This window comes from Cohnella ginsengisoli, assembly GCF_029525555.1.
In the GTDB taxonomy this organism is placed as follows: Bacteria; Bacillota; Bacilli; order Paenibacillales; family Paenibacillaceae; genus Cohnella; species Cohnella ginsengisoli.
The window spans coordinates 436,979-458,503 of the sequence record NZ_JAPDHZ010000004.1 but is presented as its reverse complement, the minus strand read 5'-3'; the positions used below and the strand labels follow the sequence as shown (position 1 = coordinate 458,503).

Sequence of the window (21,525 nt, the reverse complement as noted above, 5' to 3'; positions counted from 1 at the left end):
CCTTCTCTTCGCATTCGGCGGCCGTTGCGGTATACTACTTCCCGAAGAGGACCGCCTTGGCGCGAGAAGAAAGAAGGTTGCACGCGGATGTGCGGACGTTATACGATCACCATTTCGTTCGAGGAATTGCTCGCTTATTATGCGGCCGACGACTCGGCCGGTTCGCCTTACGGCCCCCGGTACAATATCGCACCCGGGCAGCTGGTGCCGGCGATCGTGAACGACGGCACCCGCAACCGTCTCGGGCTGCTTAAGTGGGGGCTCGTGCCGCCCTGGGCCGAGGACCCGAAGGTCGGCAGCAAGATGCTGAACGCCCGGGTCGAGACCGTCGCCGAGCGGCCCGCCTTCCGCGAGGCGCTGCGCCGCAAGCGGTGTCTTGTCCCGGCCGACGGCTACTACGAATGGCGGCAGACCGCGGACGGCAAGCGCCCGATGCGCATTCGCCGCCACGACGGAGCCCTGTTCAGCATGGCCGCCATTTACGAATCGTGGACCGCTCCGGACGGATCGCGGCTGAGCACCTGCGCTATCTTGACCGCGCCGGCACAGGGGCATCTCGCGGACATCCACGATCGCGTGCCCATCATCCTGAACCGGCGGGTCGAGGCCGCATGGCTCGACCGCAGCATCCAGCGTTCCGACGAGGTGCTGCAGCTGGCGATTCCGCTGGATCCGGCGGAGCTCGCCGTCGACCCGGCGAACCGTCGGGTCGGCAACGTCGCCAACGACGATCCCGGCTGTCTCGTGCCGGACGAGGAGCAAGGCGAGCTGTTCTAAGGGGCTCGCGCGAATGCCAAAAAGACCCTGACTCCCGAGTTCATGTCGGGAATCAGGGTCTTTTTGGGCTGAGGACGCGCATCGCTTGCCGTAGTGCAGGCGATCCCGCCGATCAAGCCTTCGCCGCCCGCTACCGGAACATCGCCCACAGCTTGATCAGATGGAGCGTGCTCTTCGGATCGATCTTCTGGGCGATGACGAAGTTTACCAGCTGTTCCTCCTGCAGATCGGTCAGCGGCTCGCCGAGCACTTTGGCGGACGACTTGACGAGACGCTTTACTTTGGTGCGGTCCTGCAGATCGAACTTTGTCACGCCGTCCAGCAGCGCCTTGACTCTATCCTTCGTGGCCGGATTTTTCATCTTCACCTTGACGCGCTCTACCAGATCCGGCCGGATGCCGAACTTTTGCCAACTCACGGCTGCCCACTTCCCTTCGCGAGGCTCCTATATTGTATGCGGCAGCCGAAGGGAAATGTCTGCGCAAAAAATCGCCTCGCGAAGGCGGGCCTAATCGAGCGGCTCGCTGTAATCCGGCGCCTCGCGCCGCAAGTATTCGCGCAGCCCCGCATAAGCCTGCGCCGTCCAGAACGACGGCTCGGCCGTAAGCGCGGCCGCATCGTCGCGCGCTTGCTCGAGCGTCTCGAAGTCGTTCATCAGGTTCGCGAGCCTGAACTCCGGCACCCCGCTCTGCTTCGTCCCGAAAAACTCGCCGGGCCCCCGCAGCTCCAAGTCCCGCCGCGCGATCTCGAAGCCGTCGTCCGTATCCGTCATCGCCTGCATCCGCTCGAGCCCGTTCTCGGACTTCGGATCTGCGATCAGGACGCAGTACGACTGATGGTCGCTTCGCCCGACCCGGCCCCGCAGCTGGTGCAGCTGCGAGAGCCCGAAGCGGTCCGCGTCCATGACGATCATGAGCGTGGCGTTCGGCACGTCGACGCCGACCTCGACGACCGTCGTCGAGACGAGCACCGTCGACTCGCCCGCCGCGAACCGTCCCATCGCCTCGTCCTTCTCTGCCGACGTCATCCGCCCGTGCAGCAGCCCGATCTCGAGCTCGGGCATCGCTTGCCGCAGCTGCATGTGCAGGTCGATCGCGTTTTGCACGTCCAGCTTTTCCGACTCTTCGATGAGCGGGCAGATGAAAAACGTCTGCCGTCCGAGCTCCGCCTCCCGGCGAATGAAGCCGAGCACGCGGTCCATCTTGTCGTGCTTGACCCAGTAAGTCAGGATCGGCTTGCGCCCTTTAGGCCGCTCTCCGATCGTCGACACGTCCATGTCGCCGAACACGGTGATGGCGAGCGTGCGCGGGATCGGGGTGGCCGTCATCATGAGCACGTCGGGATTCAGCCCCTTGCGCCGCAAAATGCTGCGCTGGTTGACGCCGAAGCGGTGCTGCTCGTCCGTCACCACGAGCCCGAGTCGCCGGAAAAAGACGTCCTCCTGGATGAGCGCATGCGTACCGATCACGATGTCGATGAGCCCCATCTGCAGCGAAGCCAAAAGGTCCCGCCGCTCCCGCGCCCCGCGGCTCCCGGTGAGCAGCGCGACTTGAATGCCGTAGGGCTCGAACAGCTTCCCCAATGACTTGGCATGCTGCTCCGCTAAAATCTCCGTCGGCACCATAAGCGCGCCCTGGCAGCCGTCCTTGACCGTCGCGTACAGCGCCATCGCGGCCACGACGGTCTTGCCGGAGCCGACGTCGCCCTGCAGCAGCCGGTTCATCGCGTACGGCCGCTTCATATCGCGCGTGATCTCGTTGACGACGGTCTTCTGCGCCTCGGTCAGTTCGAACGGGAGATTCGCCGCGAACGCGCGAATATCATCGCTGCTGATCTTGTGCGCGATGCCGTCGGGCGCCTTGCGGTTCATCGCGCGGTACGCCTGCAGCCGCAGCTCGAACAGAAACAGCTCCTCGTAAACCATGCGGCGCCGGGCCTCTTGGCCCTCGTGCGTGTTTTCGGGCCGGTGAATCCGGTGAATCGCCTCGCGCCTGGGCATGAGCCCGTGCCTATCCAGCAGCTCCGGCGGCAGCAGCTCCGGGATCATCGCCCCGTACTGCGCGAGCGCCAATTCGATGCGCTGCCTTATCCACACCTGCGTGAGACTGCCCCCGATCGAATACACGGGCTGCAGCGTTCCCGTGCGGCCGGCGCCTTTGTCCGGGAACTCCGACTCCGACACCGTGAGCTGGCGTCGCCGCTGATCCCATTTTCCCGTCAGGACGATATCCCGTCCGACCTCCATCTGATCCTTCAGGAACGCGCGGTTGAACCAGACGGCCGTCAGCAGCAATCCCTCCACCGTCACCCGGCAGAGCAGACGCGACTTGCCTCCGAACCGCTGCAGCGAAGGCGGCGTCTCGATCCGTCCTTGCACGGTGATCTTCTCCCCGTCCTTCACCTCGTGAAGCGGCCGCAGCCGATAATCCTCGTAGCGGAACGGATAATATTCGATCAGCTCGCCGACCGTAGAAACACCCAAGGCGTGAAGCTCCCCCCGCCTTGGGGGCGCTCACGCCTTTGATCTTCGTGACCGGTATGGCGAACAGATCCGTCTCTTCTGCCGATCGATCGGCCATCCTCCATCAACTCCGAATCGCGCCGCCGTCCGAGCGATCGTCCTTAGACGATATGGCCCGAGCCAGCGGGAAATACAAACAAGCCTGCCGTGCCGGGACCGGCATGCGTGCCGATCACCGATCCGATCTCCGAGCGGTGGAAGCCCGCGACGTTAAACCTGGTCCGAAGCACCGCGACGAGATCGTCCGCGGCCTCCACGTCGCCCGGCGTATCGACGACCGCGAGATCGATCGCCGCTCCCGGTCCGAAGTCGGACTCCAGCAGCTCGACGATCCGCGCGACGGCGCGCTTTTGTCCCCTGACCTTGTCGATCGGGAAAATAACGCCGTCGTCGCCTATGGTCAAGATCGGCTTAATGTTAAGCAGCGTGCCGAAAATCGCGGCCGCCTTGCCGATCCGGCCGCCCTTTTGCAAATACTCGAGCGTATTCACGAGGAAATACAGCTTCATCTGCTTGCGCAGCCGCAGCACCTCCGCGGCGACCTCCTCGCGGGACGCGCCCCGCGCGGCCAGCTCGGCGGCGGATACGACCAACGCGCCGTACCCGTAAGAGGCCGACCTCGAGTCGATGACGGTGACCTTGCTGTCGTCGTCCAACATCGACCTCGCGATCGTCGCCGACTGATAGGTGCCGCTCATCGCCGAGGAAAGGTGGACCGACACGACCGAGTTGCCCTCGGCGAGAAGCCGCTCGTACACCTCGAGAAACTGGGCCGGCGAGGGCTGCGAGGTCGAAGGCAGCGCGCTTGAACTTTTCAGCTTGTCGTAAAATTGGGCGGGCGAAAGCGTCACGTTGTCCAGGTAGCTCTCTTCGCCGAAGATGACGCGCAGCGGCACCATCTCGATGCCCAGCCGCTCTCGCGTTGCCAGCGGGATGTCCGACGTGCTGTCCGTTACCAAAACAACCTTGCTCATCGTAGCCACCTCCCGCGTCTAATCCGACTTTTCCACCATGATCAGGTACGGATACAAATTCTGTCCGCCCTCGTGGCGTTCTACTTCCGCATCGGGATAAGCTTCGCCGAGCCAGGCCACGAGTCCGGCGGTATCGCCTTCCTCCGCGCCTTCGCCGGACAGCAGCATCACCGTCTCGTCGCCGCTTGCGAGCATCCGCTCCAGCAGGCGTTGAGCAGCAGCCATGACCGTCGTCTCCGAAGAGACGATCTGTTTGTCCAAAATGCCGATATACTCGCCGCCGCGAATGTCGATGCCGTCCATGACGGTATCCCGAACGGCTCGGGTGATAGAGCCGGTCAGCACGCGGTCGATCGCCCGCAGCATCCGGTCCTCGTTGACGGACGCCGGCTGCTCCTCTTGGAACGCAAGCATCGCGGCCAGTCCCTGCGGAATGCTGCGCGTCGGCACGACCGTCACGGGCCGGTCCGTCAGCTCTTGCGCCTGCTTCGCGGCCATCAAAATGTTCGAATTGTTCGGCAGGACGAAAATATGGTCCGCCGCCAGCGAAGAGATCGCCTGCACGAGGTCCTCCGTGCTGGGGTTCATGCTTTGTCCGCCCGAGATGATCGCGTCCACGCCGAGACTGCGGAACAGCTCGTCGTTGCCTGCGCCCACGCTGACGGCGACGACGCCGTAGTCGGCCATCTCGAACGCGACCGGATGCGCCGGCTCGATCGCCTGCGAAGCCGCTTCCGCGGCTCTCAGCTCGGGCATATCCGGAATGCCGGAGGCCGCCTCGAGCCCCATCGGATCGGACGTTTCGCCCGCGGGCTCCGCGCCCGAAGCCGGATGCAGCAGCTCTCGGTGCTGATCGCGCATGTTCAGGATATGAAAGTTCGTCAGCTCGCCGTACGCGACCGCCGCGTTCAGCACATCGCCAGGGCGGCGGGAATGCACGTGAACCTTCACGATATCGCCGTCGGCGATCAAAATGATCGAATCTCCGTCCCGCTCGAGCGCCTTGCGGAAGGACGCTTCGGAAAACGCGGCGCGTCCTTGCAGACGAATGAAAAACTCCATGTCGTACGGAAACTGGATCGACTCGGTCGCGATCCTCGACTGGGCCGACGACGCATGCGCCGCGGCTGCTGCCGTCACCTGCGCGGACACGGGCGAGGGCGAGGCTGAAGCGACCGGCGCGTATGTCGTCCAGCCGCCCGCATACGGAGCCGAAGCGGCGCCTTGCCTCTCCGCGTTCCTTAAATAGTGCACGAAGCCTTCATAGATGCACACGAGCCCTTGTCCGCCCGAATCGACGACGCCCACCTGCTTGAGCACCGGCAGCATATCCGGCGTGCGGGCCAGCGTCTCCGCCGCTTTGTCGTGCACCTCGCCCATCCATTCGGAGATGTCCTCGGTACGCCGCGCGATCGACTCGCCGTGTTTGGCCGCTTCCCGGGCGACGGTCAGAATCGTGCCCTCGACGGGCTTGACCACCGCTTTGTAAGCGGTATCAACTCCTTGCCTTAAGGCGGCTGCGAACAACGGCACGGTGATCTCCCGCTGGCCGGCGACCGCGCGGGCGAACCCGCGGAACAGCTGCGACAAAATAACGCCCGAGTTGCCGCGCGCGCCCATCAGAAGCCCCTTCGACAGCACTTCCGCAGCGCGGCCGATGTCGGGCGAAGGTTTATTTTTCAATTCGGCCACGCCGGCCGTCATCGTTAAGTTCATGTTGGTCCCCGTATCGCCGTCCGGGACGGGAAATACGTTCAGCGCGTTGATCAGCTCCGCCTGCTGCGAGAGTCGCTCCGCGCCGGCCAGCACCATGGCCGTCCAGTCGCTTCCGTTTAAAAGCCTCGTAGTCAATGAAAATTCCCCTTTTCGAAGGCGCGACGCCGGCCTCTCCGGCTGGAGAGCCCGGCAAGCCAAGGTGAGATCGGATAATCGCGCAAGTGGTTACGATCCGGTCTTCGCCTAGCGAATGACGCGCACGCCCTGAACGAAAATGTTCAGACGGTCCACGGCAATCCCGACGACTTCCTCCAGCACGTACTTTACTTTGGATTGGATATTGTGGGCGACCTCCGAGATCTTCGTGCCGTAGCTCACGATCACGTACAGATCCAGATGGAGCTCTTCCCCTTCGCGGCGCACTTCGACGCCCCGCGCGAGATTCTCGCGTCCGAGCAGCTCGGCGATCCCGTCCTTCAATTGCTTTCTGGAGGCCATACCGACGAGGCCGTAGCAGTCGAGCGCCGCCGAACCCGCGATGACGGCGATGACCTGATCGGCCACGTCGATTTTGCCGTTTTCCGTCGATAGCTGCATAGGCATGGCCACACGCTCCTTTGGCGGTTCTCGAACGCCGTCCGCTACAGACGGCTTCATGGGTGAACCTTTTCCCATTGTACTATAAAAAAAGAATCGGTTTGAAGTCAGCCGATGACATTGCAAGCCGACTAGGCCTGTGTTATGATAGGAAAAGTGTGTGCAAGGTCTGGTCAGGGAGGTGGATTTACATGGCTCGCAAATGTTATATCACGGGGAAGAAGCCGGCTTCCGGCAACAACGTTTCCCACGCCAACAATCATAACAAACGCTCTTGGGGCGTCAACGTGCAGAAGGTTCGCATTTTGGTGAACGGCAAGCCGAAGCGCGTTTACGTCAGCACTCGCGCCCTGAAGTCCGGCAAAGTCGTTCGCGTATAATTAACTGCCCGTTCGCTCCGGCGGACGACAGCCCATGGCAAAAGCACCTGGACCTCCAGGTGCTTTTTGTTTTGCCTCGCCATATCCGCATGCGAGAAGACTCGCGTTAATCATCCATCATGAAGCGTCCCGCGGCGCGGCATTCGCCCGGGCCGTCCGGCCGCAGCCGGCGCTGGGCGCCGCGAGGCATCCCGGATCGCCCGCTCATGGCGGGGCTGCCCGTTCCGGGGACGGGTACACGAGCCTTGCAAGGCCGCGGGATCCATCACCCGGGAGGCATCAGCTTTTCTGAAACGTGTTCAGGATCGCTTTGACGAATCCGCCCAAGAACTTCGGCAGCTTGATGGTGTAAAACTTCATCGTTCCCACCCCTCCTCCGGTCCGATGCGTTGCCCGCGGCCCTACGGGCCTTGCATGGGGCGGCGCAGCGCCCGAAGGCGCGCGCTGATGATAAATGTGTATGCGCGCGCGAAGTTGTCCTATTCCTCGGGGGAAAACGAAAGGGACCGACCGAAGTCAGTCCCTAAGCGATGCGATGGCGGCTGCGCGATCCGCGCGGCCGAACACGTAGTTGCCGGCGACGAGCACGTCCGCGCCCGCTTCGCGCACAAGCTTCGAAGTCTCGGCGTTGATGCCCCCGTCCACTTGAATGTGGACGTCGCCCCGCCCGCGCGCGACGAGCGTCTGCCGAAGCTGCTTGATCTTGGACAGCATGCCGTGGATGAAGGACTGTCCGCCGAAGCCCGGGTTGACCGTCATGATGAGAACGAGGTCGACGTCGTCCAGGACGTAGTCGAGCACGGACAGCGGCGTATGCGGGTTGAGCGCGACGCCCGCGCCCTTCCCGAGCTCGCGAATCGCGTGCACGGTCCGGTGCAGATGCGTGCTGGCTTCGGCATGCACGGTGATCCGGTCCGCGCCGGCCGCCGCGACGTCCGCGAGCAGCCGGTCCGGCGTCTCGACCATGAGGTGCGCGTCGAAGGTCAATGCCGTATAGGAACGGATCGCCGCGACGACGGGCGGACCGAAGGTGAGATTCGGGACGTACTGCCCGTCCATAATATCGATGTGGATCCAGTCCGCGCCGGCGGCTTCCGCGACGCGAACCTCCTCGCCGAGCCGAGCGAAGTCGGCCGACAGGATCGATGGTGCGATGATCGCCATATGCTAGTACCTCCGCGCTTTTTCTTTCCATTCGTTCATGAATTCCTTGTAATGGCGGTATCGACTCTCCGCGATGCCTCCGCTCTCCAGCTCGGCCAGCACGGCGCAGCCCGGTTCGTGAACGTGCGTACAGCCCCTGAACTTGCAGCCTTGCGCCAGCTCCCGGAACTCCCTGAAGCACGAGCCGATCTCGTCGATCCCGAGCTCCTGAAAATCCAGCTGGCTGAATCCCGGCGTATCCGCCACGAATCCTCCGCCCGGCAGCTCGACGAGCTCCACGTGACGCGTGGTGTGCTTGCCGCGGCCGAGCTTTTCGCTGATCTCGTTCGTTTCCATCGTCAGCCCCGGCACGAGCGCGTTGAGCAGCGAAGACTTCCCGACGCCCGATTGGCCCGCGAATACGTTGACGTGGCCGGCCAGCAGGCCGCGCAGCTCCTCGAGACCGGTACCCTGGCGCGCGCTGACGGCGAGCACCCGGTATCCGATGCCTTCGTAGAGCGCCACCGCGTCGTCGATATCGCGCCCGATTCGTCCCGCGTCTTCGGACCGCTCGGCCGCGTCGAGCTTGGTCAGCACGATGAGCGCGTCCATCCCCGCATGCTCGATGTGCACGAGAAATTTGTCTAGCAGCTGTAAATTGAGCTCGGGCCGGATGACCGAAAACACGAGCACGGCCTGGTCCGCGTTGGCGACGGGCGGCCGGATCAGCGCCGAAGATCTGGGCAAAATGCCGTTGACCGCGCCTTCTCCGTTTTCCGTTTCCTCGTAAACGACCCTGTCCCCGACGAGCGGAGACTCTCCCCGCTTTTTGAAGATGCCGCGCGCCCTGCATTGAAGCGTCGCGTCGCGCTCGTCGTCCCGCACGTAATAATAACCGCTGAGCGCCTTGACGATGATGCCGTGACGCTCCGCCGCGCTCGTTCGCGCCGCGCCGTTGCCGCTGTTTTTCATCGGCTAGCCTCGCCCTTTTCCTTTTTCTTTTCCGGGTCCTTTGTCATTGCCTTTTCCCTTCCCTGGGCCTACGGCTGCGGTATCGTTGCTCGCAGCGCCGCCCTGGTCGTCCGTATTTTCATTCCCCGGGTCTATCCCGGTCGTCGCGTCTTCGGCAGGAGACTCGGTCGGCGGCGGCGTAATCTCCTCGGACGGCGTCGGCGTCGGCGTAGGATCCGGCGTCTGTTCAACGTCCGCGTACGGCACCCGGATTCGGTCCAGGAACTGATCGTCGCGGTACACCGTAATCTGGCCTTCCTTGTCCGGCGACACGACGAGGTTGATCGGGAACGTCTGCGTCGTCTTGATCTTCTTCGTCCCCCACTCGCTATCGCCTCGGGCGTCGGTCAGCAAAATCTTGATCGTGCTCGTCTGGCCTTCGACCGCGGGCGACACCGTTACGTTCCAAGTTTTCTCCTTGGCGTCCGCCGGATATCCGCTGCTGATCCAGATCGTGACTTCCGTTCCCGGCGTCACCAGCTCGTTCTGCTCCGCGGGGAACTGCTTGAACACCTTGCCTTTGGTCGTATAGCTCGGCTCCTGCAGCACCTTGTCGTTGGGCAGCGACAGACTGCTCTTGGTCAACTCCGCCCGCGCCTCGGACAGCGACATCCCGATCAGATTCGGCATCGCGAACGATTCGGGACCCTTGCTGACGTTCAGCGTGATCGTATCCTTCTCGGGATCGTAAGTGCCGCCCGGCGCAGGCGACTGGCTGAGCACCGTGCCCGCGGGCGCCTCGTTGTCGTATTCCTCATTCTTTTTTGATGTTCTGGTCTTGGACCCCTTGCGCCTTGAGCGCTTCGACAGCGTCGTCGTAAAGCTTGCCCGTATAATCGTCGAGGGTGGGCAATTCCTTGCCCAGACTCACCGTCAACGTGATGAGCGATCCGCTCTTGACCGGCATATCCTGCTTGCTCTGCCTGATGACGATATCTTTCTCCACCGTGTCGCTCGGCTCGTACAGGACCGGATCCGCGACCTTGAGGCCGGCCTTTTCGAGGTCAGCGGTTGCGGCTTCGAGTTTCTCGCCCACGACCGTCGGCACCTGCACGTCCGGCGACACCAGCTGTCCCTTCAAGGCGAAGATGGCCCAGATGAGGATCGCGATCAAAATGGCGGCGATCACGCCGAATACGGTAGGCAGCACCCACTTTTTGCGTTTGCGCTTTTCGCCGGCGTTTTCGATCGTCTGCCCTTCTTCAGGCGGCCCTTTTTTTCTGGAGCCTTTGCCGGCCAGCGTCTCATCCGCGGAAGAACGCATTTCCGGACGGATCGCCGGAATGACGCGCGTCTGCTCCTCTTCGTCCGCGTCGCTCGGGAAGCGCACCTTCGGCTCGTTCAGCCGCTGAGGCTGCAGGCAGGTCGCCAGGTCGTCGAGCATATCCTGCGCCGAGGCATACCGTTCGAGCGGGTTTTTGCGCATCGCGCGCAAAATGACGTTTTCCACGCTCTGCGGGATCGACGGATTCACGAGACGCGGATCTTCGAACGGCTCCTGCAGATGCTTGAGCGCGACGCTGATCGGACTCTCCCCCGAGAAAAGGAAGCCGGCCCGTCAGCATCTGGTACAACACGATGCCAAGCGAATAAATGTCCGATTTCTCGCCGGTAGCCACGCCTTTGGCATGCTCCGGGGAAAAATAATGAACCGAGCCGACGACCGAGCCGGTCTGCGTGATCGTCGACGACGTGGCGGCCCGCGCGATGCCGAAGTCCGTCACCTTCACCCGGCCGTTCGTGCCGATCAGGATGTTGTGCGGCTTGATGTCGCGATGAATGATCTGGCTGTGGTGCGCGTGGTCGAGCGCGTCGCAAATTTGCGACGCGATGCGAACGGACTCGTTTACCGCCAGCGGCGCCCGTTCGCGGATAATCTCGTTCAGGTTCGCGCCGTCGATATATTCCATGACGATATAATGCGTGTCTTCTTCCTGGCCCACGTCGTAGATGCTGACGATATTCGGGTGGGAAAGCGCGGCCGCCGACTGGGCTTCGCGCCGGAAGCGGCGCACGAACTCGTCGTCGTGCATGAACTGCTGCCGGAGCACCTTGACCGCGACGAAGCGGTTCAGCAATATGTCGCGGGCTTTGTATACGAGCGCCATGCCCCCGCCGCCTACTCGGCTGAGCAGCTCGTACCTGCCGCCCAGCAAATGTCCGATCGCAGTCATGACGTTCCTCCATCCCGCGTCCCGGTCCCCGCCTCGTATTCGATCAGGGCGACCGTCACGTTGTCGTCGCCGCCGGCGGTGAGCGCCAGCGCGATGAGACGGTCGGCGCGTTGATCCAGGGTGACGCCTTCGGTATTCATCGTATCGAGTATGAGTGCCTTGTCTACCAGGGCGCTTAAGCCGTCGCTGCAAATCAAAAGACGATCGCCCGGCAGCATGTCGATCCGCTGCAGGTCGACCGACACGTCCGCATCGGTGCCGAGCGCGCGCGTAAGTACGTTGCGCCGGGGGTGGTTCGCGGCCTCCTCCCGGCTGAGCTGCCCCGAACGGGCCAGCTCGTTGACGAGCGTATGGTCGTCCGTCAGCTGCTCGATGGCGCCGCCTCTGATCCGATAGGCGCGGCTGTCGCCGATATGGCCGATCAGCCCCTCCCGCTCGTCAAGAAGGGCAACGACGACCGTCGTGCCCATGTTATGATATTGGGGATGCGTCGAGGCGGCTTCGAACACGGCGGCGTTGGCCGCGAGCACGATCGCCTTGAGCTTTTCCTCCGCCTCGAATGCCGAGATGACGCCCTCCCATGCGGACAGCGACTTCGACAGGCTGTCGACCGCCAGCGTGCTGGCGACGTCGCCCGCGTTGTGTCCTCCCATGCCGTCGGCCACCGCGGCGGCCGTCAAGCCGCCCGGCGTCGTGCCGACCCAAGCCCTGTCTTCGTTCAGTTGCCTGACTCGTCCGATATGACTTCGCACAGCCGTCTTCAACCCCGTCACCTCGCCTGCTTCTCCATGTGCTTCGCCCGCAGCTGGCCGCATGCCGCCGCGATATCGTGCCCCTGCTCCCTGCGGATGGTCGCATTGATGTTCCTGCGCTCAAGGATGCGGTGAAATTCGAAAATATCGTCGCGAGGCGTACGGACGTAATCCCGCTCGGGCACGTAGTTGACGGGAATCAGGTTCACGTGGCACAGCATGCCTTGCAGCACCTCGGCCAACTGCTCCGCATGCTCGGGACGGTCGTTGACGCTGCCTATGAGCGCGTATTCGAACGTGATGCGGCGCCCCGTTTTCTCGATATAGTACTTGCAGGCGTTCATCACTTCCTCGAACGGATACCGCCTGTTGACCGGCATAAGCTTCGAGCGCAGCTCGTCGTTCGGCGCGTGGATCGAGATCGCAAGGTTGATCTGCGTATTTTCGTCCGCGAACTTCAAAATATTGGGGACGATGCCGCTCGTGGATACGGTGATGTGGCGCTGCCCGATGTTGAGCCCCTTGGGGTGGGTCATCGTCCGCAGGAACGTCATCGTCGGCTCGTAGTTCTCGAACGGCTCGCCCGAGCCCATGATGACGATGCTCGATACCCGCTCGCCTTCGGGATCCAGCAGCTGCTGCGCCTTGACGACCTGCGCGATGATCTCGCCGGCCGTCAGATTGCGCTTCAGGCCGCCCAGCGTCGAGGCGCAGAACGTGCAGCCGATGCGGCAGCCGACCTGCGTCGTCACGCAGACGCTGTTGCCGTAGTTGTGCCGCATGATGACCGTCTCGATCGCATGGTTGTCGGCCAGGCCGAACAGGAACTTGACCGTCCCGTCCTTCGATTGAAGCTTCGTAATCTCGGTCAGCGTGACGAAGTTGAAGGCGTCCGCGAGCTTCTCGCGGAGCGCCTTCGGCAGGTTCGTCATCTCCTCGAACGTGCTCACCCGCTTCACGTACAGCCAATCGTAGATCTGGCCGGCGCGGAAAGCGGGCTCTCCCGCGGACTTCACCCAGTCCTGGAGCTGATCCAGCGTATAGTCGTAAACGAAAGGCTTCCCGTCAGCGGGAACGTAATCTTTATTTTTTAATCCAATCAAGGATAGTCACCACCATTCGCTCTATTTTACCATAAACGCCGCCTTCGCAGTAGAAGGCGGCCGATCGTGCCTAAAGGGAGCCCTTGCCGGCGGCTCGGCGCATGCGCGATCGCGGGCCGATGCTCCGGGGACGCTCCCTTCCTGATTATAAAGGCGCCGACCCGTCAATCCGCCCGGACGAGCCGCGCGATGAAAAAGCCGTCGCTGCCGAAGTGCTGCGGCAGCAGCTGCGCCATGCCTGCGAAGCCGCCGTCTACGACGCCGGCGCTTCGAAGCGGCGCAAGCGTCTCTTCGGGCCAGGCCGGATCGAGCCTGAAGTCCGGATGGGCGCCCAGAAAATCGCGTACCGCCTCTTCATTTTCCTCCGGCGCGATCGTGCATGTGCTGTACACGAGCCGGCCGCCCGGCTTCACCATGCGCGAAGCCGATTCGAGCAGCCTTCGCTGCAGCGCCGCAAGGCTTGCGATATCGTCCGCCGACTTGTTCCACTTGATCTCCGGCTTGCGCCGAATGACGCCGAGTCCCGAGCACGGCGCGTCGAGGAGCACGACGTCCATCGAGCCCGGCGCGAGGCGCTCGGGCAGCGAGAGCGCGTCCGAGACGATCGTGACGACGTTCGACAGGCCGAGCCGGTCCGCCTGCTCCCGGATGAGCGCTTCCTTGTGCGGATGCACGTCGTTGGCGGTCACGCGGCCAACGCCTGCCATCCGCTCGGCCATGTGGGCGGCCTTGCCGCCGGGCGCGGCGCAGCAGTCCAGCACGTTCATGCCGGGCTGCGGATCGCAGACGGCCGCCACGAGCATCGAGCTCTCGTCCTGCACCGACAGGCGGCCGGACGCGTACCAGGGCGTCTGCGCCAGGCTGCCGGCGCGCGCCGCCACGATGCCGTCGGGCGACAGCTTCGACGGCTCAGCGTAGATGCCCGCGCCTGCGAGCTCCGCGAGCAGCGCGTCGCGCGTGCCGCGCAGCCGGTTCGCGCGCACGGACATGTGCGGCGGCTCGTTGCCCGCCGCCATGAGCGCCTCGGCGCCGGCTTCGCCGTAGGCGGCGACCCATCGCTCGGCCAGCCACAGCGGATAGCTGTGGGCGAGCGAGAGCCGCTCTGCTGGCGGCAGCTCCGCCGGCAGAGGCGGCGCCACGCCTTCGCGCAGCAGGGCGCGCAGCGTGCCGTTCACGAGGCCGGCGATGCCGCCGTGGCCGCGCTTCTTGGCGATGCGCACGGCTTCGTCGGTGACGGCGTGCGCCGGCACGCGGTCGAGCCAGCGCAGCTGGTAGTAGCTGAGGCGAAGCAGGCAGCGGACCCACGGCTCGACCTTGTTCGGCCAGCCCTTGACGCGGGCCGCCAGCACGTGATCGATGGTCAACCGGCGCTGAATCGTGCCGTAGACGAGCTCGGTCGCGAGCGCCGCGTCGGGGCGCGACAGGCCGGCATCCGTCAGCACGCGGTTCAGCTCCAGGCCGCTGAAGGCGCCCTGCTCTTCGACGCGCAGCAGCACGCGCAGCGCGACCTCGCGCGCCGTCTGGGGCTTGCGCGGCGAGGAAGGCTTCGAAGATGGCGCTGCCGAAGTCGGGCGCTGGCCCGGCCGTTGGCCGGACCGGTGACCGGGACGCTGCGCGTGCGCGGGACGTTGGGAAGGCGTTGGCCGTTGGGCGAATTTAGGTTGTTGGGCAGACGACCCTCGCGCAGGCTCGGACCTTTGCGCCGATACTGAACGTTGTGCCGATACTGGCTGTTGTGCCGCTCCTGGCACTGGCCGTTGCGCCGGTACCGGTGGTCGTTGAGCCGGCGGCTGCGCGGACGCTTGACCGGGCCCGGGTGCCGGTCGTTGGCCGCGATTGTGCGCGGATGCCTGGCCGGGACCGGGCGCTGATCGTTGAACGCGAATCTGATTCGAGGCAGCCCGCCCCGAGCTTTGGCCAGGTCGCCCCTGAGCCGCAGCTCCCTGCGAACGGGGTTTGCCGACGCGATCGGACGCTCCCGCTCTCTCTCCCCGCACGCCCGACGGCCTGTCCTCGGAACGTGTCGGTTTGCCGTTTGCTCGGCTTGGGGACGTCGTATTTTGGGATCGATCCGGATTTATAGGTTGATTCATTATAACACCTCTTTGATTTGCTCCCCAACGGAAGCTCAAACGAGCCGTCAACGCGCATTGCTGCCTATTTCTAGCATGCCCGCTCGCGCCGCTCTCATTTCATGCATTCAAATATAGCACAAAGTGCGCAAAGGTTCATATGAATAACCACATTTTTGCATTGAGGAGACGACTCGAGAAAACAGCGCCTCTCGGGAGCGGCCTAAAGTAGCGGGGGGGGGGGAGTTTGCTCAATAAGGGGGAGGCCGTTTGCTTCGTGAGGATCGTTTCAGCGAGACTGTTTTTTTCCAATCAAGCCCCTCCCGGCGAAAGGTCGCCGCGCTCAGACCGATTTGTTTCTAACTGAGACTTTTGCGGCAAGGCAGACATCCGTTGTGGCCAAGTTGTTTCTAATTGGGACTTTTGCAGCTAGAGCGGGCAGAACTCAGACCCATTTGTTTCTAATTGAGACCTTCGCGACAAGGCGGGCATCCGTTCTGGCCAAGTTGTTTCTAATCAGGACCTTTTCAGCTAGGGCGGGCAGCGCTCAGACCGATTTGTTTCTAACTGAGATCTTCGCGACAAGGCGGGCATCCGTTCAGGTCGATTTGTTTTCGATCAGGACTTTTGACTGGCGGAATTCAGCGATCTCCCCATGAAGAATTTTTTAACCGACCGCGCGACTGCCCTAACGATAAAAAAAAAGACGCCCGGTTAACCGAGCGTCGTTCCCGGAGCCAGCCTGGCCCCTCTTGCATATTCCGCGGCGGATAGCCGCTTCTTGCCCGCAGGCTGCACCTCCGTCAGCACGACGCTGCCGTCGCCGGAGCGGACGCGGATGCCGAAGGCGCCGCTGTCCAGCACCGTGCCGGGCGTGGCCGCCTGCCATTCCGCCTTAAGCTTAAAATCCGCCTCCGAAGGCACGGCGATGCCCCATACCTTGAACACCTCGCCGCCGAGCACCGTGAACGCGCCCGCCATCGGGGACAAGCCCCGCACGCGGTCGAACAGCTGCCGCGACGAGACGCCGAAGTCAAGCCGCTCGTCGTCTCGCGTCAGGTTCGGCGCGTAGGTCGACAGCGTGTCGTCCTGCGGCTCGCGCGGCGCGTCGCCCGCGATCAGCCGCGGCAGCCATTCGCCGAGCAGCTCCGCCCCCGCGACGCTCAGCTTGTCGAACATCGTGCCCGACGTATCGTCGTCGGTGATCGGCAGCTCGACGCGGGCGATCATATCGCCCGTGTCGAGGCCCTCAGCCATGAACATCAGCGTGACGCCGGTCGACTTTTCCCCGTCGATGACCGAACGCTGGATCGGCGCCCCGCCGCGGTAGCGCGGCAGCAGCGATCCGTGCACGTTCACGCAGCCGAGACGCGGGATGTCGAGCAGCGACTTGGGCAGAATCTGCCCGTACGCAGCCGTCACGACCAGATCGGGCGCCAGCTCGCGCACCGCCTCGACCGCCTCCGGTGCGCGCATGCGCTCCGGCTGCAGCACCGGCAGTCCGCGCTCGAGCGCGAATGCCTTCACCGGCGGCGGCGTCAACTCGCGCTTGCGCCCCTTAGGCCGGTCGGGCTGGGAGACGACCGCGACCACCTCGACGTCCTCGCGCTCGAGCAAGAGGCGCAGGGAAGGCACGGCGAAGTCCGGCGTTCCCATGAATACGATTCGGGTCATGCCTTACGCCTCGCCCTCTTCGGCCGGCTCAGGCGCGCGGCGCTCGTAGATCGATTCGGCGAGGTCGATGAACAGGACGCCGTTCAGATGGTCGATCTCGTGCAGAAACGCTCTGGCGAGCAGCTCCGTGCCCTCGAACTCCACCGGGTTGCCGTTGCGGTCCTGCCCTTTCACCTTTACCTTGAGCGGGCGGCGCACGTCGCCTTGAAGCCCCGGGATGCTGAGGCAGCCTTCCGGTCCGAACTGCTCGCCCTCGGAGGAGACGACCTCAGGGTTGACCAACTCGATCAGGCCGTGCTCCTCGTCCGCGTCGACCACGATCACGCGCTTGGAGACGCCGACCTGCGGCGCCGCCAAGCCGACCCCGTCGGCATCGTACATCGTGTCCGCCATATCGTCGAGCAGCTTGTGCAGATTGGCGTTGAACTTCGTCACTTCCTGCGCTCTCTCGCGCAGCACGTCATCAGGATGCTTCACGATCAATCGAATCGCCATGCCATCCCCACCTTCCAGTCTATATCTAATATAAAATGCCGATCAACATGCGCGCTTAAAGCATCATCTGCGGATCGACGTCCACGGCGAGCTGCACGCCATGGCGCTTCGCGCCTTCCTGCAGTTCCTTCATTACCTCGGCCGTCCAGCCGGGCACGTCGGGATTTCCTTGATATTTTATCATACATTGAAAACGGTAGCGATCCTTAAGCCGCGCGATCGGCGACGGCACGGGACCCAGCACCTCCACGGCGATGCCTCCCGGACCGATCCTGCCGTCCGCCTTCGCGCCTGCGGCAGCCGCCCGCTCCCGCATCCTGGCGGCGAACGTCTGTCCCATGGACAGCAGCAGCGGCACCTGTTCGTGCGTCAGCGTAAGCGTGAGCAGCCGCCCGTAGGGCGGATAGCCGAGCGCGCGGCGATGCCGGAGCTCCTGATGAGAGAACCCGCGGTAGTCATGCCGCTCGACGGACGCGATCGACGCATGCTCCGGCTCGTAGGTCTGAACGATGACCTCCCCGGGAAGCTCGTGCCTGCCGGCGCGGCCGGCCACCTGCGTGAGCAGCTGAAACGTCCGCTCCGCCGCTCGGAAGTCGGGCAGCCGGAGCGCGGCGTCCGCGGCGAGCACGCCGACCAGCGTCACGTACGGGAAGTCGAGCCCCTTCGCGACCATCTGCGTGCCGAGCAGCACGTCCGCCCGGCGCTCGCGGAATTCCGTCAGCCAGCGCTCGTGCGAACCCTTCTCCGTCGTCGTATCGACGTCCATGCGGATAACGCGGATGCCGGGAAACGTCGCGGCGAGCGCCTCCTCCACCTTCTGCGTGCCCGTGCCGAAAAAGCGGATGTGCGGACTCGCGCAAGAAGGACAAGCTTCCGGCTCCCGTTCGGAATAGCCGCAATAGTGGCAGCGCAAATTCCGGGAGCCCCGATGATAGGTCAGCGCGATGTCGCAATGCGGGCACGAAGCCGTATACCCGCAGGAGCGGCACATAACGAATGTCGCATAGCCGCGGCGGTTGAGCAGCAGCACCGTCTGTTCCCCGCGCGCGAGCCGCTCGCGCAGCGCGTCCGCGAGCGCGCGGCTGAACATCGCCCGGTTGCCTAGCCGCAGCTCCTCGCGCATGTCGATAATGCTGACGCGCGGCAGCGGACGGTCCGCGACCCGTTCGGGCAGCGGCACGTAGACGGGCACGACCTCCTCCCCGCGTCCGCCGATGCCCGGCGCGATCTCGATCGCCGCGCCGTACGTCTCGAGCGACGGCGTCGCCGAGCCGAGCACGACGGCGGCGCCGTGACGCTGCCCGCGCCGGACCGCGACGTCTCTGGCATGGTACTTCGGGCTCTCTTCCTGCTTGTAGGTCGTCTCGTGCTCCTCGTCGATGATGATGAGGCCGAGCCGGGAAAAGGGCGCGAAAATCGCGGAGCGCGCGCCAACCGCCACCGTGGCTCTTCCCTCGCGGATCTTGCGCCATTCGTCGTACCGTTCGCCGCTCGACAGCCGGCTGTGCAGCACGGCCACCCGCGCGCCGAACCGGCTCTTGAAACGCTCCACCATCTGCGGCGTGAGCGCGATCTCCGGCACGAGCACGATCGCTTCGCGACCTTGACGCAGCGCCTTCTCGATCGACTGCAGGTACAGCTCGGTCTTGCCGCTGCCGGTCACCCCGTGCAGCAGAAAGACCCGGTGCGCCTCGCGGTCGACGGCGTCGGCGATCGGCGCGAACGCCTTCTGCTGCGCAGGCGTCAACGCGAGCGGAGCAGAGGGCTCGAAGCTGCGGCCCGCGTACGGATCGCGCTGCACGGTCACCGACTCGAGACCGATCAGCCCTTTGTCCGCCAGGCTGCGGATGACAGCCGTCGTCGTGCCGGCCGCCTCGGCCAGCGCCTGCTGGGCGATCGGCTCGCGATTGGCGAGCAAATACGCGAGCACTTCGCGCTGCTTGGCGGCCCGGTTCGGCAGCGCTAGCAACGCGCTGCGCAGCTCGGCCTCGGACGGCGGGACGACCGTCAGCACCGTCTTGACCGACAGCCGGTCCTCGACCTGCTGACGCTCCTCCAGCTTGCCCTCCGCGAGCCAGCGCTTGACTGCCGCTCCGCGCTCCGGATGCTGTTGGAGCAGCTGCGACAGCTTCAGCGCGCCATGCCGCTCCAGCGCCTCGATCAGCTCAGGCTGCTCGAAACGGTCCAAGGGCGCCCACTCCGCGTTAGGCGCGGCCGAAATGTATTTCTCCGTCTTGCCCTTCAACGCGGCGGGCAGCATCGCCTGCAGCGCGACGGTGAGCGGACACAGCCAACGTTCGCTCATCCAGATCCCCAGCTCCACGAGCTCCGGCGACAAAGGCGGCACGGCGTCCAGCACGTCCGCGATCGGCTTCAGTCTCCGCCGATCGACCTCCGAATCCTCGGGCAGCGCAAGCACGATGCCTTGGAGCGTCCGTCCGCCGAAGGGTACCGCCACCCGGCTGCCGACCTCGACCCAACCTTCGAGATGGGCCGGCACCGCATAGTCGAACGGCCGATCCGCGTCGCGGGTCGGCACGTCCACGCTGATTCTGGCGACGCTCATGCCCCGGAGCCTCCGCCGTCGCCTACGCCTGTAAGCAATCCCGGCGCGCGCGCGAGCGCGATCCGCCAGATGCGGCCGGCCGCCTCGCGTTTGGACTGAAGCGGCAGCGATTCGACGAGGCCTTCGGCGCCGTACAGGCTCAGGATGTTCGTATCCGTCCCGAATCCCGCGCCCGGCTCGGAGACGTCGTTCGCGGCGATCAGGTCGCAGCGCTTGCGTCGCAGCTTGTCCAGCGCGTAGCGTTCGGCGTCGCCCGTCTCCGCCGCAAACCCGATCACGTAAGGCTTATCCTTGCCCGCTCCGCCGCCGTCGTGCCTCCAATCGCCGATGGCCTGCAGAATATCGGGATTGCGGACGAGCTCAAGCGTCAGCTTGTCCGGACCCTTTTTCATTTTGATCTTTTCGCGCTGCACAGGCCGGTAATCCGCGACAGCCGCCGCCTTGATTACGACGTCCATAGACGGAAGCCGCGCCATGACGGCGTCGTACATCTCCTGCGCGGATTCGACCCGCACGACCTCAGCGACGGGCGGCGGCGCAAGCTCCGTACGCGCCCAGACGACGGTCACGTCCGCGCCTAGCGCGCGAGCCTCCTCGGCGAGCGCGAAGCCCATTTTGCCGGACGAGTCGTTCGTGATGTAGCGGACCGGATCGAGCCGCTCGATCGTGCCACCGGCCGTGATGAGCACCCGCTTGCCTGCCAGTGGCTTGGGACCGGCTAGCAGCTCGGCCACGACCTGCACGATCTCGTCCGGTTCGGCCAGCCGGCCCTTACCGACGTAGCCGCAGGCGAGCTGCCCGGTGCCGGACTCGACGAACCGGACGCCGCGGCGCGCGAGCGCGTCGAGATTGTCCTGCACGGCCGGATGCGCCAACATGTGCACGTTCATCGCGGGCGCAATCAGGACCGGCGCCGTCGTCGCGAGCAGCGTCGTGCTCAGCATGTCGTCGGCGATGCCGTGCGCGAGCTTCGCGATGCTGTTCGCGGTCGCAGGGGCGACCACGACGAGGTCAGCGGCGTCCGCCCAGTCGATATGCTGGACGACGGCCGCATCCCGCTCGTCGAACACGTCCGTCGCCACCGGATGCCGCGACAGCGTCTGGAGCGTCAGCGGCGCGATGAACTTCGTCGCCCCTTCGGTCATAATGACGCGCACGCTGGCGCCGAGACCGACGAGACGGCTGCACAGCGTGGCCGCCTTATACGCAGCGATGCCGCCCGTGATGCCCAGAATGATGGTTTTTCCCGAGAGCGAATAATTCATTTAGAGCGCCCCTCCCCTCGCGATTCTGAAAAAAAAACAACCTCGAAGGGTTGTTTGCAGCCGCTTATGCTTCTTCTTCGTTCTGTTCCGCGGCCAATTCCTCTTCGGAAATCGCTTCGACCGTGATGTAGTCCTTGAAAATCTCTTCGAGCGCGACGCCTACGACCTTGTGGGACTTGGGCGCGTGCAGCTTGCTGGTCTGGCCTTCGCGCAGCGAACGCGCGCGCTTGGAGGCCGCGACGACCAATGTGTATTTGCTGTCCACCTTGCGGACGAGCTCGTCAATCGATGGGTATAGCATCTAA

Annotated in this window: 17 protein-coding genes and 2 pseudogenes; 2 read left to right on the top strand and 17 right to left on the bottom strand. The window is 64.3% G+C overall.

Annotation, left to right across the window (positions count from 1 at the left end; all coding sequences use genetic code 11):
• Positions 1-87 precede the first annotated feature (87 nt).
• Complete coding sequence (locus OMP38_RS23150) at positions 88-777, top strand: SOS response-associated peptidase (protein WP_277567194.1); 690 nt, start codon at positions 88-90, stop codon at positions 775-777.
• A gap of 130 nt (positions 778-907) precedes the next feature.
• Here the strand turns inward: OMP38_RS23150 and OMP38_RS23145 are convergent, their stop codons facing one another.
• The 5 genes and pseudogenes from OMP38_RS23145 to OMP38_RS23125 all read right to left on the bottom strand — a co-directional run bounded on the left by OMP38_RS23145 (position 908) and on the right by OMP38_RS23125 (position 6,591).
• A complete protein-coding gene (locus OMP38_RS23145; protein ID WP_277567193.1) occupies positions 908-1,195 on the bottom strand; it encodes a stage VI sporulation protein F in 288 nt (95 codons plus the stop codon).
• A 90-nt stretch (positions 1,196-1,285) separates the two neighbouring features.
• Positions 1,286-3,356, bottom strand: a pseudogene (recG, locus tag OMP38_RS23140) (ATP-dependent DNA helicase RecG).
• A 43-nt stretch (positions 3,357-3,399) separates the two neighbouring features.
• Positions 3,400-4,272: a DegV family protein gene (locus tag OMP38_RS23135; protein ID WP_277567192.1), complete on the bottom strand. Its 873-nt coding sequence runs from the start codon at positions 4,270-4,272 to the stop codon at positions 3,400-3,402.
• 18 nt (positions 4,273-4,290) lie between these two features.
• Positions 4,291-6,123: a DAK2 domain-containing protein gene (locus OMP38_RS23130; protein ID WP_277567191.1), complete on the bottom strand. Its 1,833-nt coding sequence runs from the start codon at positions 6,121-6,123 to the stop codon at positions 4,291-4,293.
• A 108-nt stretch (positions 6,124-6,231) separates the two neighbouring features.
• A complete protein-coding gene (locus OMP38_RS23125; protein ID WP_090115427.1) occupies positions 6,232-6,591 on the bottom strand; it encodes an Asp23/Gls24 family envelope stress response protein in 360 nt (119 codons plus the stop codon).
• 185 nt (positions 6,592-6,776) lie between these two features.
• On the opposite strand from OMP38_RS23125, the gene rpmB reads away from it, so the two are divergent.
• On the top strand, positions 6,777-6,965 hold the full coding sequence (gene rpmB, locus OMP38_RS23120) for a 50S ribosomal protein L28 (protein ID WP_090115426.1): 189 nt from the start codon (positions 6,777-6,779) through the stop codon (positions 6,963-6,965).
• A gap of 279 nt (positions 6,966-7,244) precedes the next feature.
• On the opposite strand, the gene spoVM is transcribed toward rpmB, so the two are convergent.
• The 12 genes and pseudogenes from spoVM to rpoZ form a co-directional block, all read right to left on the bottom strand.
• The gene (gene spoVM / locus OMP38_RS23115) at positions 7,245-7,325 is read right to left on the bottom strand and encodes a stage V sporulation protein SpoVM (protein ID WP_040711006.1); all 81 of its coding nucleotides are present in this window, start codon (positions 7,323-7,325) and stop codon (positions 7,245-7,247) included.
• 156 nt (positions 7,326-7,481) lie between these two features.
• Complete coding sequence (gene rpe / locus OMP38_RS23110) at positions 7,482-8,129, bottom strand: ribulose-phosphate 3-epimerase (RefSeq protein WP_277567190.1); 648 nt, start codon at positions 8,127-8,129, stop codon at positions 7,482-7,484.
• 3 nt (positions 8,130-8,132) lie between these two features.
• The gene (rsgA, locus tag OMP38_RS23105) at positions 8,133-9,080 is read right to left on the bottom strand and encodes a ribosome small subunit-dependent GTPase A (RefSeq protein ID WP_277567189.1); all 948 of its coding nucleotides are present in this window, start codon (positions 9,078-9,080) and stop codon (positions 8,133-8,135) included.
• Between the two features lie 3 nt (positions 9,081-9,083).
• A pseudogene (pknB, locus tag OMP38_RS36170) lies at positions 9,084-11,293 on the bottom strand (Stk1 family PASTA domain-containing Ser/Thr kinase).
• Positions 11,290-12,057, bottom strand: coding sequence for a Stp1/IreP family PP2C-type Ser/Thr phosphatase (locus OMP38_RS23095; RefSeq protein WP_255374438.1), 768 nt, complete (start codon positions 12,055-12,057; stop codon positions 11,290-11,292). Before OMP38_RS23095 ends, pknB begins: the two are co-directional and overlap by 4 nt.
• Before the next feature lie 5 nt (positions 12,058-12,062).
• Positions 12,063-13,148 carry a dual-specificity RNA methyltransferase RlmN gene (gene rlmN, locus OMP38_RS23090; RefSeq protein WP_277567188.1) on the bottom strand — a complete coding sequence of 362 codons (1,086 nt, stop codon included), beginning with the start codon at positions 13,146-13,148 and terminating at the stop codon, positions 12,063-12,065.
• A gap of 164 nt (positions 13,149-13,312) precedes the next feature.
• On the bottom strand, positions 13,313-14,899 hold the full coding sequence (gene rsmB / locus OMP38_RS23085; protein ID WP_420869721.1) for a 16S rRNA (cytosine(967)-C(5))-methyltransferase RsmB: 1,587 nt from the start codon (positions 14,897-14,899) through the stop codon (positions 13,313-13,315).
• Between the two features lie 1,035 nt (positions 14,900-15,934).
• The gene (fmt, locus tag OMP38_RS23080; RefSeq protein ID WP_277567187.1) at positions 15,935-16,894 is read right to left on the bottom strand and encodes a methionyl-tRNA formyltransferase; all 960 of its coding nucleotides are present in this window, start codon (positions 16,892-16,894) and stop codon (positions 15,935-15,937) included.
• Positions 16,895-16,897: 3 nt separating this feature from the next.
• Positions 16,898-17,389, bottom strand: a complete 492-nt coding sequence (def, locus tag OMP38_RS23075) for a peptide deformylase (RefSeq protein WP_217592356.1) — start codon at positions 17,387-17,389, stop codon at positions 16,898-16,900.
• Positions 17,390-17,444: 55 nt separating this feature from the next.
• On the bottom strand, positions 17,445-19,955 hold the full coding sequence (gene priA, locus OMP38_RS23070; RefSeq protein WP_277567186.1) for a primosomal protein N': 2,511 nt from the start codon (positions 19,953-19,955) through the stop codon (positions 17,445-17,447).
• Positions 19,952-21,220, bottom strand: coding sequence for a bifunctional phosphopantothenoylcysteine decarboxylase/phosphopantothenate--cysteine ligase CoaBC (gene coaBC, locus OMP38_RS23065; RefSeq protein WP_277567185.1), 1,269 nt, complete (start codon positions 21,218-21,220; stop codon positions 19,952-19,954). The genes priA and coaBC overlap by 4 nt, the downstream gene beginning before the upstream one ends.
• Positions 21,221-21,284: 64 nt before the next feature.
• Positions 21,285-21,521, bottom strand: coding sequence for a DNA-directed RNA polymerase subunit omega (rpoZ, locus tag OMP38_RS23060; protein ID WP_277567184.1), 237 nt, complete (start codon positions 21,519-21,521; stop codon positions 21,285-21,287).
• Positions 21,522-21,525 lie beyond the last annotated feature (4 nt).